Source organism: Anaerostipes stercorihominis, assembly GCF_057535655.1.
Genome location: NZ_BAAJCL010000001.1, coordinates 156,819 through 171,083, shown reverse-complemented (window position 1 = coordinate 171,083; position 14,265 = coordinate 156,819). Strand labels below are relative to the sequence as shown.

Sequence of the window (14,265 nt, the reverse complement as noted above, 5' to 3'; positions counted from 1 at the left end):
TTAAGATAAGGAGGATTTACAGCATGAAAAATGGATTACAGAAATTCGGTAAGTTTTTAAGTGCGATGGTGATGCCGAACATCGGTGCGTTTATTGCATGGGGATTTATTACGGCACTGTTTATTGCAGATGGATGGATTCCCAATGAGAAGCTGGCTTCGATTCAGCCTTATATGTTAACCTTTCTATTACCGATCCTAATTGCTTTTACAGGAGGAAGGCAAGTCGGAGGTGACCGAGGAGGTGTTATGGGTGCCATTGCAGTCATGGGATGCATTGCTGGTGTCGGCGGCTTCGACGGACAGCCGATGCTGATGGGAGCCATGGTAATGGGACCATTTGCAGGATGGGTAATTAAGAATTTTGACAAAGCAATGGACGGACATATGCCTGCAGGGTTTGAGATGCTGATCAACAACTTTTCTGTGGGGATTCTGGGGATGATCGTTGCGATTATCGGATATTTTCTGATTGGACCGTTTATGTCAGCTGTTTTGGCAGTGCTGACCGCAGGGGTCAATGTGTTAGTAGATGCCAATCTTTTGCCTCTGTCAGCAATTTTTATTGAGCCGGCAAAAGTCTTATTCTTAAATAACGCGCTGAATCATGGTATTTTTACACCAATCGGAATCGAACAGGCAAAAGAAGCCGGAAAATCAATTATGTATATGCTGGAAGCAAATCCGGGACCGGGACTTGGGGTATTAATCGCATATATGCTGTTTTCCAAAGATAAGGTTACAAAATCATCAGCTCCGGGTGCTATTATTATCCATTTCTTCGGGGGAATTCATGAGATTTATTTTCCTTATGTATTGATGAACCCGATCATCATTATTGCTCCGATTGTAGGAAATATCTGTGCAATTACGTTCTTTAGCATTACGGGATGCGGGCTGGTCGGACCATCATCCCCAGGATCAATTATTGCCTATCTATCCATGTCACCGAGAAGTCAGATGGTTTTGACAGTGATCGGTGTTATCATAGCAACAGGGGTATCTTTCCTGATTGCCGCTCCGATTGTTCGTATGGCAAACGGAAAGAGTCTTGAGGATGCTCAGAGTGATATGGCAGCTAAGAAAGCAGAATCTAAAGGTGCTGTTTTAGAAGCGGGAGAGAAAAAGAATGCGGATGAGGTCAAGAAAATCGTGTTTGCCTGTGATGCCGGAATGGGTTCTTCTGCAATGGGAGCTACAAAATTCAGGAATCGTGTAAAAGCAGAGCGTCCGGATCTTACAGTAATCAATACTTCTGTGGACAATATTCCGGCAGATTGTGATATTGCAGTTGTTCAGGCAGTATTGGTGGATCGTGCAAAAAAATCTGCTCCGCAGGCGCAGATGGTTGTGATTAATAATTTCCTTCAGGATCCGAATCTGGATGCCTTGTATCGTCAAGTAACATCAGTTTCTTCTGTTCAGAATCAGACGGCAGTTACAGCAGAGGAGATTCCGGCTGAGGAAGAAACCTCTCATAGCCAATCTAAAATTTTGGTAGAAGAGGGAATTAAGACCGGATTAAAATCTGTGGACAAATATGAAGCGATTCGCGCAGCGGGAAAATTATTAAACGAATTGGGATATGTAGAGGAAGAGTATATTGAGGCAATGGTCAAGAGGGAAGATACGGTAAGTACCTATATGGGTATGGGCGTTGCAATTCCTCACGGAACTGGAGATGCAAAAGAAAGAGTCCAGAAAACAGGAATTGTAATGCTGCAATATCCGGATGGTGTAGATTTCGGAGATGAAAAGGCGCAGCTGGTGTTTGGAATTGCAGGAATTGGAGATGAGCATTTGGGCTTGCTTGCAAAGATTACAGAAGTCATAGGGGATGAGGAAAAACTTCAGCAATTAAAAAATACAAAAAATATTGATGAAATTATGGAAATGTTTCGTTCATAAGGAACTGATAACAGGAAAGAACAATGATTTTTTAGCTTAGGAGTGAGAAAAATGAAAAAAGCAATTCAGTTTGGAGCAGGAAATATAGGACGTGGATTTATCGGAGGATTACTTTCAAAAGCAGGATATCATGTGGTATTTGCAGACGTCAATGACCAGATTATTGATAAAATCAATGAAGATGGGAAATATACCATTTATGTAAAAGATGTGGAAAGCAAAGAGATTGTCATTACAGATATCAGCGGCGTTAATTCTGCGAAAACGGAATTAATTGATGAAATGAAGGAGGCACAGCTGATTACGACAGCAGTTGGTCTTCGGATTCTTCCGATCATTGCACCGGCGATTGCAGAAGGTATCAAAGTAAGAAAAACATCAGGGGCAGAAGAATTCTTAAATATTATTGCATGTGAGAATGCCATCAAAGGAAGTTCTCAGCTTAAGGAAGCGGTTTATGGGCATCTGAATGAAGAAGAAAAGGCATATGCAGAAAAATATGTGGGATTCCCGGATTGTTCTGTTGACCGCATTGTACCTCCAGTTCGTCTTGATAATCCGATTGATGTAGTGGTAGAGAACTACTATGAGTGGAATGTAGAAGAAGCGTCCTTTAAAGGTGAGGTTCCTCAAATTGAAGGAATGAATCTTGCAGACAATCTGATGGCTTACATTGAAAGGAAACTTTTTACTTTAAATACAGGACATTGTATTACCGCTTATCTTGGCAACTATAAGGGGTATAAGACCATTGACGAAAGTATTGCAGATGAAGAAATTTTAAAAATTGTGAAGAAGGCAATGCAGCAAAGTGGAATGGCATTGGTTCACAAATATGGATTTGATAAGGAGACACATTTTCAATACATTGAGAAAATTTTAAATCGATTTAAAAATCCGTATCTGGTTGATGATACAGCGCGTGTCGGAAGAGAACCTTTGAGAAAGCTGAGCGCTGCAGATCGTCTGACCAAACCGACGATGACTGCGCTGGAATATGATTTGCCGGTGGATGCGCTGCTTACAGGAATTGCGGCGGCATTAAAATATGAGAATGTAGAAGATCCTCAGAGCGTAGAGCTTCAGGATAAAATTCAGACATTGGGCGTAAAAGAAGCGCTGAAAGAAGTTTCCGGAATTACAGAGGATAGAGTTCTTGAAAACGTCATTAAAATTTACAATGCAATGTAATGTTTTATAAAAGAAGCAGGATTTTCCGGTGAAAATGACCGGATGATCCTGCTTGCTTTTGGATAAAATGAGTCTTGAAATTCCCTTCCTTAGGATTTTATTTCTTCAATTCCCGTAATGTCCGGGATGCACATCATGGAATAATTGGTGTGATAGATGACAAACCCCGGTTTAGATTTTGGAGGTTTTTTTAATTCTTTTCGCTGTATATAGTCAATTTCGACTTTCGGAGCCTGGCGTCCTTTGGAGTAGTAAGCGGCAAGGCGTCCGGCTTCCTCAAAAGTTGCGTCCGGTAAAGTTTCCGCTTGTTCTTTTCGTACAATGACGTGAGAACCCGCCATGTTTTTTGCATGAAACCACCAGTCTCCTCCATTGGCGAATTTAAAACTCAATTCATCATTTTGGTAATTATTTTTTCCCACATACATATGAAAGCCATCGGAGGAAAGAAAGTGGAGCGGTTTAGATTTGGAATTTTTTTTGTTTCCTTTAGAACCGCGTTTTTTTATGTAGCCGAAGTCTGTCAGTTCTTCTTTGATTGCCTGTAAATCTTTTTCATTTTCGGACAGTGCCAAAGCGGTGGCGATGGAATCCAAATGATCTAAATCTGATTTTGTTTCTAAAGTTAACTGAGAAAGCGCTTCATAGGTGCGTTTCAGTTTGTTGTATTTTTCAAAAAATTTCTTTGCGTTTTCCAGAGGAGAGATGGAAGGATCCAGAGGAATGGTGATTTCTTCATCGGTGTAATAGTTAGTGCAGGTTAGCGACTTTGCATTTGGCTCTAATTGATAGCCATAGGTTTGTGTGAGTTCTCCGTAAATTCTGAATTTTTCTCTTTTTTCAGTGTCTTTTAACTGGCGAAGCTGCAAATCATATTTTTTACTGGTCCGTTCCAGAGAAGTCTGTATAATTTTGCGAAGATCAGAAGATTTTTGTTTCATTCGTGTGTATTTTTCTTTTTCACGATAATATTCTGTGAGTACGTCAAAAATGGAGTTAAATGTTTTGACGGTACAGTCAGGATACGAAGTTAAAGGAATGCAGGAGAATTCCTTTGGTTCCTCATTTTGATAGAGGATGTTGGGGATGTATGCCTGATCTTCGATGAGGGTTTTTAATTTGATCAGTTGTCCATAGAGACCTGCAGCATCAGCTTCGGACAGAGAACTGGTAGATGCATTTCCATCCAGGCCTGCCCGGTCACATAACTCATTGGCAATCAGAGGGCTCATACCAGTAATCGAAGTGTATAAAGCTTTGCAGAGATTGAGTGGTTTCGTAAGGATTTTCCCGTAAAAATCTTCTGCTGTCAGAGTCATTAGGGATTGCTTTTCCTTAGAAGGGGGATAGGCGTAGGTTCGTCCCGGCAAGACTTCGCGCACAGAGCTTATGTTGGCAGAAATGTGTTTGATGCTGTCCAGAATGATGTTATCATCGTTTACAAAAATAATATTGCTGTGCTTTCCCATAATCTCAATGATCAGCCGTTTTTGACAGACATCACCCAATTCATTGAGATGTTCGATGGTGATCTCAATAATTCGTTCAAAATTAGGCTGAGAAATTTTGAGGATACGACCGCTGCCAAGGTGTTTTCTTAACAGCATACAAAAATTAGGAGCCTGCATTGGATTTTCTTTGGACTCCATGGATAAATAAATCAGAGGAAGAGATGCGCTGGCAGATAGATGCAGCCTTGAGGTAACTCGCTCTTTTTTGATGACCAGCGTGATTTCATCTGCTTCTGGCTGATAAATTTTATAAATGCGTCCTCCGATGATTGTATCGTTTAACTCTTTTGTAATATTTGAAATGACAAATCCGTCAAATGCCATAATAGGACCTCCTGATGATGTATTGAACCGATGGATTTTTTCGGTTTGTCACACAATTATAACAGATTGTGGAAAAAGTATAAAGATAAAATCCAGGATTTAACGGCAGTTCCTTTGGATGTGGTATTGTAATTCGGGAATTTTCTATTTATAATATTGATAAACTTTTGAAAACAGGGGCAGATCATTTAAAAATGGAGGAAAGAATTTTGAGAAAAGAAGCATCCGTCAAAGCTTGGAGAGAATTGTACGATATTACGCAAAAATTAAAGGAATTAGAACCTTGGAATACTTTGGGAAATAAGGATTTAATTGCTATTGTTCCAAAAGGAAGAAAGGACCCTGTTTTCTGCAGCATCATGGGAAAATACGGCGAAGATCAGGGGATTGCAGCATTTGAAGGATATGAAGGACTTGGGGATTTTTATATGATCGCAGGATCCGACGCGTGTGATCTCCCTGCGGAATATTTGATCAATGAACATTCCAGCCTCACGTGTTTTGTTGGAAATATGATGAAGGTTCCAAAAAAACAAAAAGAGGTCATTGATCGCTTGGATCTGCGCTTTAAAAATATTGAAAGCTGGATTTACTTTTTTTCCTATAAAAAAGGATACCAGCCATATCTGTTAGACGCTGATGAAGTGGAATTGCTGACAGAGGTATATGAAAATCTGTATATGGCAGTAAAGGCAGTGCAGGAAGGGAAAGTAACAGCAGATTTTGAGCAGGGAGAGGGAATCATTCGCAAATACAAGGAAGAGACAGGAACATGGGAAATGTTTTCCACAAAATTTCCTGTGGTAGAAAAAGAATTCCCGTCGGTGATGCTGGAAGATGAAAAGCTGAGAGAAGACCTGAAAAAATCTCCGGCGCTGGATCTGACGGTTTTGCTGGATTTTGCATATCTTCCGGTTTATGTGGAAGAAGATGCGGGAGATCGTCCGAGGAATCCGTTGATGTTTATGGCGTTTGATGAGAATCATGATGAAGTGATAACGATGGATGTGCTGCAAGAAGATGACGATGAAATTGGCAGAGCACTGGGATTTTTTATAAGTTTTACACAGCAGCATGGAAGAATCCAAACCATTAAGGCAAGAAATCCGTGGATCTTTGGCGCTCTGGAAGATATTTGCAGGGAGTGCGGGGTGCAGCTGGTTTATGATCCGGTGGAAAAGCTGGATGATGTCCGGGAAGAAGTTATTCGCCGGCTTTGAGTTTTGTTTTATGCCGGCGTATAGTTGACAAATGGAACAATCCTTGGTAAAATACAGAAAGATTTCACGTGTTAGCGAAGTAGCACTTTAATTTGATGAAGTATTAAGGAGAAGATTAAGATGAATAAAAAGAGAGTTCATACACCGGAAGGAGTCCGAGACGTTTACGGCATGGAATGTGCGCAGCGAACGAAAATGAAAGAAAAATTAAATAGAGTTTTTGCCTCCTATGGATATGAGATGATTCGGACACCGGGATTTGAGTTTTTTGATGTGTTTAACAGTGAAAAAGGAACTGTCTCCTCCAGAGACATGTTTAAATTTTTTGATCGGGAGGGGAACACTCTGGTTCTTCGTCCGGATATTACTCCATCCATCGCCAGATGTGTTGCAAAATACTTTCATGAAGAGGAAATGGGAATTCGTTTGTCCTACGGAGGAAATGTATTTTTAAATAATTCCAGTTATCAGCTGAAATTAAAAGAAACCTGCCAGCTTGGAGCAGAGCTGATCAACGATGATTCCATTCAGGCGGACAGCGAAGTCATTGTCATGGCAATTGATTGTTTTTTGGCTGCAGGGCTTCGTGATTTCCGTATTTCTATTGGAGAAGTTGAATTTTTTCAGGGATTAACTGACTCTATCGAGGAAGAAGAGGTAAAAACGTCACTGAGAGAGTTTATTTTAAATAAAAATTATTTTGGGTTGATGGAATACGTGGAAACCTTGGATCTTTCAGAGAAGGTCAAAGAGGTGTTTTTAAGATTTAATGAGCTGAACGGGGATGTTGAAATTTTAGACCAGGCGGAGGAGATGGTTGACAACGAAATTTCAAAGAAAGCCATTGAGCGGCTTCGGAGAGTGTATGATATTCTGAAATTATATGACAAAGACCAATATGTAAGTTTTGATCTCGGGATGCTGAACAAACATAATTATTATACCGGAATTATTTTTAAAGGATATACTTACGGAACCGGAGATGCTGTGTTAAAAGGCGGACGTTATGATAATTTAATTGAACAATTCGGGAAAAAGGCGCCTTCCGTAGGTTTCGCCATCGTATTGGATGAATTAATGATCGCGCTTGGAAGACAGGGAATTGCCATGGAGGCAGATCATACGGACGTGATGATTTTGTATGCCGATCAATTAATGAAAGATGCAGTTGTCAAAGCAGGGGAGTTGCGAAGGCAGGGAAGATCGGTAGTTTTGGAGCGGAAAAAGAAAGAGATCAGCACAGAAGCGTATGAGCATTATGCGAAGGAGCATAAAATAGGAGAAATTTTATACTTTGTTTCGTAATAGAATCAGTGAAAGGAAGGAAAACATACATGAGATATATTACATTTGCATTAGCCAAAGGACGACTGGCAAAAAAAACTTTATCCTTGCTGGAACAGATTGGAATTACCTGTGAGGAAATGAAGGATGAAAAAACGAGAAAACTGATCTTTGTCAACGAAGAATTGAAGCTGAAATTTTTCTTGTCAAAGGCAAGTGATGTTCCGACTTACGTAGAATATGGTGCGGCAGATATTGGTGTGGTGGGAAAAGATACCATACTGGAAGAGGGAAGAAATCTCTATGAGGTACTGGATTTAAAGTTCGGTGCGTGTAAAATGTGCGTCTGTGGACCGAAAGAGGCAAAAAAATATTTAAACAGCAATGAAATGATTCGTGTAGCGTCGAAATATCCGCATATTGCGAAAGAATATTTTAATAATGAGAAATTGCAGACGGTAGAAATCGTAAAATTAAATGGTTCGGTAGAACTTGCGCCAATTGTCGGTCTCTCAGAGGTGATTGTTGATATTGTAGAAACTGGAACGACTTTGCGGGAAAACGGTTTGGAAGTGCTGGAAGAGATTTGTCCGCTGTCAGCAAGAATGGTAGTCAATCAGGTGAGTCAGAAGATGGAACAGGAGCGGATTAGTAAAATCATTGTAGAATTAAAAAAACTATTGGATGAAAAGAAATAACGGGAGAGATCAATATGAGAATTGTAAAAATCAATAAAGATTCCATTGCCAATATTTTATCGGATCTGTTAAAGAGGAATCCCAATCAGTATGCAGGATTTCAGGAACAGGTGGATGCAATCATTGAAAATGTAAAAAATCAGGGAGATTCCGCAGTTTTTGATTATACAAAAAAATTTGATGAAGCTGTGATCAGCAAAGATAATATTCTTGTGACGGAAGAGGAAATTAAAGAAGCCTATGCGCAGACGGATGACAAATTGATTGAGGTGATTCGCAAAGCAATTAAAAATATTCGTGATTTTCATGAAAAGCAAATACAAAAAAGCTGGTTTGAAACAAGGGAAGACGGGGTGATGCTCGGACAGAAAGTAACGCCGATGGAAAGCTGCGGTGTTTATGTCCCGGGCGGCAAAGCGGTGTATCCGTCCTCTGTTTTAATGAATATTGTACCGGCCCATGTGGCAGGAGTAAAAAATATTGTGATGACGACTCCTCCGGGAAAAGATGGGAAAGTGACAGCCAGTACGCTGGTTGCAGCAAAAGAAGCGGGAGCAGATAAGATTTATAAGGTCGGAGGAGCGCAGGCAATTGCGGCTTTGGCATTTGGAACAGAGTCGATTCCGAAGGTGGATAAAATTGTAGGCCCGGGAAATATTTTTGTGGCGCTGGCAAAGAAAGCTGTGTATGGAAATGTAAGTATTGATTCCATTGCCGGACCAAGCGAAATTCTTGTGTTGGCAGATGAAACTGCAAATGCCAGATATGTGGCAGCGGATTTGTTATCTCAGGCGGAACATGATGAGATGGCAAGCGCCATTCTTGTGACGACCAGTGAATCACTGGCACAGGAGGTCTCCAGAGAAATTGATGGATTTTTAAAAGAGCTTTCCAGAAAAGAAATTATGGAAAAATCACTGGACTCTTTTGGATATATTTTAGTTGCGGATGATATGAAAGAGGCGGTCGATACTGCCAATGCCATTGCTTCAGAGCATTTGGAAATTATGACGGCAAATCCTTTTGATGTGATGACAAGAATCAAAAATGCCGGAGCCATTTTCATTGGAGCTTACAGCTGTGAACCGTTGGGGGATTATTTTGCAGGTCCCAATCATGTGCTTCCGACCAATGGAACTGCCAAATTTTTCTCGCCGCTTAGTGTGGATGATTTTATAAAGAAATCCAGTGTGATATATTATTCAAGAGAAGCGTTGGAACCGGTTCATAAAGACATCGAATTTTTTGCCTGTCAGGAACAACTGACAGCACATGCAAATTCGATGAAAGTGCGATTTGAAAATAACGAGGAAGGATAGAAGGATGAGCAGAACAGTATCCATAGAACGAAATACCAGCGAAACAAAGATTTGCCTGACGTTGAATCTTGACGGCAATGGAATTACAAATATTCACACGGGAATCGGATTTTTTGATCACATGTTAAATAGCTTTGCGCGTCATGGCTTTTTTGATCTTGATGTGACAGTGGATGGAGATTTGCATGTGGATTGCCATCATACAATAGAAGATGTGGGAATTGTATTGGGAGAGGCGATTGGAAAAGCAGTGGGGGATAAAAAAGGAATCAAACGCTATGGTTCTTTTTTGCTGCCGATGGATGAAACCCTCATGCTTTGTGCTGTAGATCTGTCCGGACGTCCATATTTGGTGATGGACTGCGACTTTACGGTAGACCGTGTGGGAGAATTTGATACAGAAATGGCAAGAGAATTTTTTTATGCTGTTTCTTATAGCGCAGCGATGAATCTGCATTTGAAAAAGATGTGTGGAGAGAACAATCATCATATGCTGGAAGCCGCATTTAAAGCTTTTGCCAAGGCGCTGGATGAGGCAACCATGACAGATCCGAGAATCGGAGATGTTCTGTCTACGAAAGGAGCATTATAATGAAGTATACGACATTGATTCCATGTGTGGATGTCAGGATGCCTGTGGAATCTGCACAACAATATAACCATACCGGAGCGGATGCCATCGGATACTATGAAGAAAAGGCATCTATTGAGACGATTAAAGAGATAAAAGCAGTTATTGATGTTCCTCTTTATGTCGGCGGCGGGATTAAGGACTTAGAAGATGTAAAAAAAGTTTTATATGCGGGAGCGGATAAAGTCTGTATCGGGAAGGCAGTACAGGTGGACAAAGACATTGTGAAAAAAGCCTCCGACCGTTTTGGAAAATCTCAGGTGATGGTTTCTATGAATCCTGACAAACTCGATGATCCTCTGCATTTTGCAAAAGAAATGGAACGTTTAGGTGCAGGAGAACTGCTTATTTTAACGGAAGATGGGTATGATAAGACTGCCGGATTTATTCAAAGTCTGAAAAATCAGATTTCCATTCCTGTCATGATGAGTGTTTTGCGGAAAGAAGATGTTTTGGAGGCGGCACAGGCTGCTGATCATGCGCAAAGCATTGCGATTACAGGAGATCAACCGTTTTCCGTGCTGGAACTAAAGAAATTTTGCCGTGAACATGGAATGGATGTGTCCACGCTGAAAAGTCCGATTCCGTTTGAAGCGTTTAAATTAAACAGCGATGGAATGCTGACAACGGTTGTGCAGGATTATAAGACCAAGGAAGTGCTGATGGTTGCATATATGACAAAAGAAGCTTTTGAGCAAACGGTAGAAACTGGGGTTATGACATATTACAGCAGGAGCAGAGATGAACTTTGGGTAAAGGGAGAAACTTCAGGGCACTATCAATATGTTAAATCTTTGTCCATTGACTGTGATAAAGATACTTTGCTGGCAAAGGTTCGGCAGGTGGGAAACGCCTGTCATACGGGACATTCTTCCTGCTTTTTTACAGATCTTGTAAAAAAAGAATATAAGGATGACAATCCAATGAATGTATTTCAGGATGTTTATGATGTCATTTTGGATCGCAAGCTGCATCCTAAAGAGGGATCTTATACCAATTATCTTTTTGAGAAAGGGATTGATAAGATTCTGAAAAAAGTCGGAGAGGAATGTACAGAGATTGTGATTGCTGCGAAGAATCCGGATCCGGAAGAAATGAAATATGAAATTTCTGATTTTCTGTATCATTTGATGGTACTGATGGCAGAGCGTGGAATGACTTGGGAGCAGGTAACCCGTGAGCTTCTGGAAAGAAAATAATTGTTTTTCGGGAATTGATTTGGTATAATCGATTCTATAGGATGAAGGAGGCATGATATGACAGCGTTTTTATCAGAACTCATTTCTTACGTATTGAAGTTTGTGATTCTCATGGCATGTTCTGTGGGAGGCGTCTTTTTTGGAATGCAGCGTGCAAAGAAGAAAAAGAAATCCATTTAGACAATACGGATTTAGAAGGCGATTTTTTTAGCTGCATGGGAAAGTGATTCTTATGCAGCTAAAAAAACGCTTTGTGATATCCGAAGCTGTGCGCGCAGTGCGTGACCGCCATATTCCGATCAATCATTAGTTACATTTAGGAGGATGAAGAATTGAAAGCATATGGAGTGAATGAACTCAGAAAGATGTATCTTGATTTCTTTGAGAGCAAAGGTCATCTGGTAATGAAAAGTTTTTCCCTGGTGCCCCAAAATGATAACAGTTTGTTATTAATTAATGCGGGGATGGCGCCATTAAAACCATATTTTACAGGACAGGAAGTGCCGCCGAGGACAAGAGTTGCCACCTGTCAGAAATGTATTCGGACCGGAGATATTGAAAATGTCGGAAAAACAGCGAGACATGGAACCTTTTTTGAAATGCTTGGAAACTTCTCTTTTGGGGATTATTTTAAGCATGAAGCCATTGCCTGGTCTTGGGAATTTTTGACAGAATTTGTGGGATTAGATCCGGAGAGGCTTTATCCTTCTGTCTATTTAGAAGACGATGAAGCTTTTGAAATCTGGGAAAAAGAAATAGGAATCGCTCCGGAGCGTATTTTCCGTTTTGGAAAGGAAGATAATTTCTGGGAACACGGAGCAGGTCCCTGCGGTCCGTGTTCTGAAATTTATTATGACCGCGGAGAAAAATATGGCTGCAAAGAGCCGGGATGTACGGTGGGATGTGAATGCGACCGTTATATGGAAGTATGGAATAATGTATTTACTCAGTTCGATAATGACGGACACAATCACTACACGGAATTAGAAAATAAAAATATTGATACGGGAATGGGTCTGGAACGTCTGGCAGTGGTTGTACAAGATGTGGATTCTATTTTTGACGTTGACTCCATCAAAGCGATTCGGGATAAGGTTTGCGAAAAAGCGGGAGTGATTTACGGCAAAAACTACGATCAGGATGTTTCAGTTCGTGTGATCACTGATCACATTCGTTCTGCTTCTTTTATGATTTCCGATGGAATTATGCCGTCCAATGAAGGAAGAGGCTATGTGCTGCGCCGCTTGATCCGGCGTGCGGCAAGACACGGAAGAATGCTTGGAATGAAAGGACTGTTTTTGGCAGAATTAAGTAAGACTGTGATTGCAGAATCCAGAGACGGATATCCGGAACTGGAAGATAAGGCAGAATTTATTTTTAGAAATCTGACGCAGGAAGAAAAACAGTTTAACAAGACGATTGATCAGGGGCTTTCCATTCTTGCAGATATGGAAAAAGAAATGAAAGAAGCTGGAAAGAAGGAACTGGATGGAACAGATGCCTTTAAACTTTACGATACGTATGGTTTTCCGCTGGATCTGACGATTGAAATCCTGGAGGAAAAGGGATTTACCGTGGATCAGGCAGGATTTGAGAAGGAAATGCAGATCCAGAGAGAAACTGCCAGAGGAGCCAGAGCTGAAACAAATTATATGGGAGCAGATGCCACCGTCTATGAGCAGCTGGATCCGGCAATGACTTCGGAATTTTTGGGATATGATGAATTGACCTGCGAGGGAACGATCACGGCGATGACAACGGAGACAGAGGTTGTGAATCAGTTGATAAAAGGTCAGAAAGGCACTTTGATTGCGGACCAGACGACTTTTTATGCTACCAGCGGAGGACAGGAAGCAGACAAAGGTGTTATTTTAAGCGACAGTGCATCGTTTGAAGTCGAGGATGTGGTGAAACTTTCCGGTGGGAAAATCGGACATGTAGGATGCGTGGTGGATGGGGTCTTTGCCTTAGGAGACCGGGCAGTATTTCATGTCAATGAAAAGAACCGCAGTCAGGCACAGAAAAATCACAGCGCAACACATTTGCTTCAAAAAGCGCTCCGGGAAGTTCTTGGAACACATGTAGAGCAGGCTGGTTCTTTGAATAATGCGAAACATCTGCGCTTTGATTTTACTCATTTTTCTCCGATGACAGCCGAAGAGATCCGAAAAGTAGAAGAGATTGTAAATTCTAAGATTGCGGCAAATCTTCCGGTAGAAACAAAAGTTATGTCCATGGATGAGGCGAAGCAGACGGGAGCTATGGCATTATTTGGCGAGAAATACGGAGATGAAGTCCGCGTGGTATCCATGGGAGATTTTTCTGTGGAGCTGTGTGGAGGAACGCATGTGAAAAATACAGGAACAATTACGGCATTTAAGATTTTATCAGAGACAGGTGTGGCCTCAGGAGTTCGTCGAATTGAGGCAATTACCGATCAGGGAGTATTTGATTACTATGATCGGCTGGAGGGACAGCTCAATGAAGCGGCAGAAGCACTTAAGACCACTCCGGCAGGAATGCTTAAGAGAATTGGATCACTGTTGCAGGAAGTGAAAGAGTTGAAAAGTGAAAATGAATCATTAAAGAGCAAGCTTGCCAAGGATGCTTTAGGGGATGTTATGGATCAGGTGATAGAAGTTCAGGGCATAAAACTTCTTGCTGCTGCTGTGGAAGATGTCGATATGAATGGTCTCCGCGAGCTGGGCGATAACCTGAAAGAAAAACTGGAAGAAGGAGTTGTCGTGTTAGCTTCATCGAAAGCAGGAAAAGTATTTTTAGTTGCCATGGTAACCGAAGGTGCAATGAAAGCAGGGGCTCATGCCGGAAATCTGATCAAAGCCATTGCCGGGTGTGTCGGCGGAGGCGGAGGCGGACGTCCGAATATGGCGCAGGCAGGAGGAAAAGATCCTTCCGGGATTGCAAAAGCTGTGAAAAAGGCGAAAGAAGTCTTAGAAAGTCAAATTTCCTAGTTGACGAAA

At 41.2% G+C, this 14,265-nt stretch carries 11 protein-coding genes; 10 read left to right on the top strand and 1 reads right to left on the bottom strand.

Annotation, left to right across the window (positions count from 1 at the left end; genetic code table 11):
* Positions 1 to 23: 23 nt before the first annotated feature.
* Together AC27EF_RS00830 and AC27EF_RS00825 are read left to right on the top strand one after the other, a co-directional pair.
* Complete coding sequence (locus AC27EF_RS00830) at positions 24 to 1,907, top strand: PTS mannitol transporter subunit IICBA (RefSeq protein ID WP_487108274.1); 1,884 nt, start codon at positions 24 to 26, stop codon at positions 1,905 to 1,907.
* 51 nt (positions 1,908 to 1,958) lie between these two features.
* Positions 1,959 to 3,098 carry a mannitol-1-phosphate 5-dehydrogenase gene (locus AC27EF_RS00825; RefSeq protein WP_487108273.1) on the top strand — a complete coding sequence of 380 codons (1,140 nt, stop codon included), beginning with the start codon at positions 1,959 to 1,961 and terminating at the stop codon, positions 3,096 to 3,098.
* 89 nt (positions 3,099 to 3,187) lie between these two features.
* On the opposite strand, the gene AC27EF_RS00820 is transcribed toward AC27EF_RS00825, so the two are convergent.
* A complete protein-coding gene (locus AC27EF_RS00820) occupies positions 3,188 to 4,933 on the bottom strand; it encodes an Rqc2 family fibronectin-binding protein (protein WP_487108272.1) in 1,746 nt (581 codons plus the stop codon).
* Between the two features lie 209 nt (positions 4,934 to 5,142).
* Between AC27EF_RS00820 and AC27EF_RS00815 the strand changes: the two genes are divergently transcribed.
* The 8 genes from AC27EF_RS00815 (at position 5,143) to alaS (ending at position 14,256) form a co-directional block, all read left to right on the top strand.
* On the top strand, positions 5,143 to 6,153 hold the full coding sequence (locus AC27EF_RS00815) for a DUF7309 domain-containing protein (protein ID WP_487108271.1): 1,011 nt from the start codon (positions 5,143 to 5,145) through the stop codon (positions 6,151 to 6,153).
* Positions 6,154 to 6,273: 120 nt separating this feature from the next.
* Positions 6,274 to 7,458 (top strand): ATP phosphoribosyltransferase regulatory subunit, encoded by a 1,185-nt coding sequence (gene hisZ / locus AC27EF_RS00810; protein ID WP_487108270.1) that lies wholly within the window; start codon positions 6,274 to 6,276, stop codon positions 7,456 to 7,458.
* Between the two features lie 29 nt (positions 7,459 to 7,487).
* Positions 7,488 to 8,135 (top strand): ATP phosphoribosyltransferase, encoded by a 648-nt coding sequence (gene hisG / locus AC27EF_RS00805; protein ID WP_487108269.1) that lies wholly within the window; start codon positions 7,488 to 7,490, stop codon positions 8,133 to 8,135.
* A gap of 14 nt (positions 8,136 to 8,149) precedes the next feature.
* Positions 8,150 to 9,454, top strand: coding sequence for a histidinol dehydrogenase (gene hisD / locus AC27EF_RS00800; RefSeq protein ID WP_487108268.1), 1,305 nt, complete (start codon positions 8,150 to 8,152; stop codon positions 9,452 to 9,454).
* A 4-nt stretch (positions 9,455 to 9,458) separates the two neighbouring features.
* Positions 9,459 to 10,046: an imidazoleglycerol-phosphate dehydratase HisB gene (hisB, locus tag AC27EF_RS00795; RefSeq protein WP_487108267.1), complete on the top strand. Its 588-nt coding sequence runs from the start codon at positions 9,459 to 9,461 to the stop codon at positions 10,044 to 10,046.
* A complete protein-coding gene (hisIE, locus tag AC27EF_RS00790) occupies positions 10,046 to 11,284 on the top strand; it encodes a bifunctional phosphoribosyl-AMP cyclohydrolase/phosphoribosyl-ATP diphosphatase HisIE (protein WP_487108266.1) in 1,239 nt (412 codons plus the stop codon). Before hisB ends, hisIE begins: the two co-directional genes overlap by 1 nt.
* A gap of 57 nt (positions 11,285 to 11,341) precedes the next feature.
* A complete protein-coding gene (locus AC27EF_RS00785) occupies positions 11,342 to 11,464 on the top strand; it encodes a hypothetical protein (protein ID WP_487108265.1) in 123 nt (40 codons plus the stop codon).
* Positions 11,465 to 11,616: 152 nt separating this feature from the next.
* On the top strand, positions 11,617 to 14,256 hold the full coding sequence (gene alaS, locus AC27EF_RS00780) for an alanine--tRNA ligase (RefSeq protein WP_487108264.1): 2,640 nt from the start codon (positions 11,617 to 11,619) through the stop codon (positions 14,254 to 14,256).
* The last annotated feature ends 9 nt before the right edge of the window (positions 14,257 to 14,265 follow it).

Bases quoted from the DNA above. Each gene is read 5' to 3' on its own strand.
- AC27EF_RS00830 (WP_487108274.1), top strand. From the start codon at position 24: ATGAAAAATGGATTACAGAAATTCGGTAAGTTTTTAAGTGCGATGGTG.
- AC27EF_RS00825 (WP_487108273.1), top strand. From the start codon at position 1,959: ATGAAAAAAGCAATTCAGTTTGGAGCAGGAAATATAGGACGTGGATTT.
- AC27EF_RS00820 (WP_487108272.1), bottom strand. From the start codon at position 4,933: ATGGCATTTGACGGATTTGTCATTTCAAATATTACAAAAGAGTTAAAC.
- hisZ (WP_487108270.1), top strand. From the start codon at position 6,274: ATGAATAAAAAGAGAGTTCATACACCGGAAGGAGTCCGAGACGTTTAC.
- hisG (WP_487108269.1), top strand. From the start codon at position 7,488: ATGAGATATATTACATTTGCATTAGCCAAAGGACGACTGGCAAAAAAA.
- hisD (WP_487108268.1), top strand. From the start codon at position 8,150: ATGAGAATTGTAAAAATCAATAAAGATTCCATTGCCAATATTTTATCG.
- hisB (WP_487108267.1), top strand. From the start codon at position 9,459: ATGAGCAGAACAGTATCCATAGAACGAAATACCAGCGAAACAAAGATT.
- hisIE (WP_487108266.1), top strand. From the start codon at position 10,046: ATGAAGTATACGACATTGATTCCATGTGTGGATGTCAGGATGCCTGTG.
- AC27EF_RS00785 (WP_487108265.1), top strand. From the start codon at position 11,342: ATGACAGCGTTTTTATCAGAACTCATTTCTTACGTATTGAAGTTTGTG.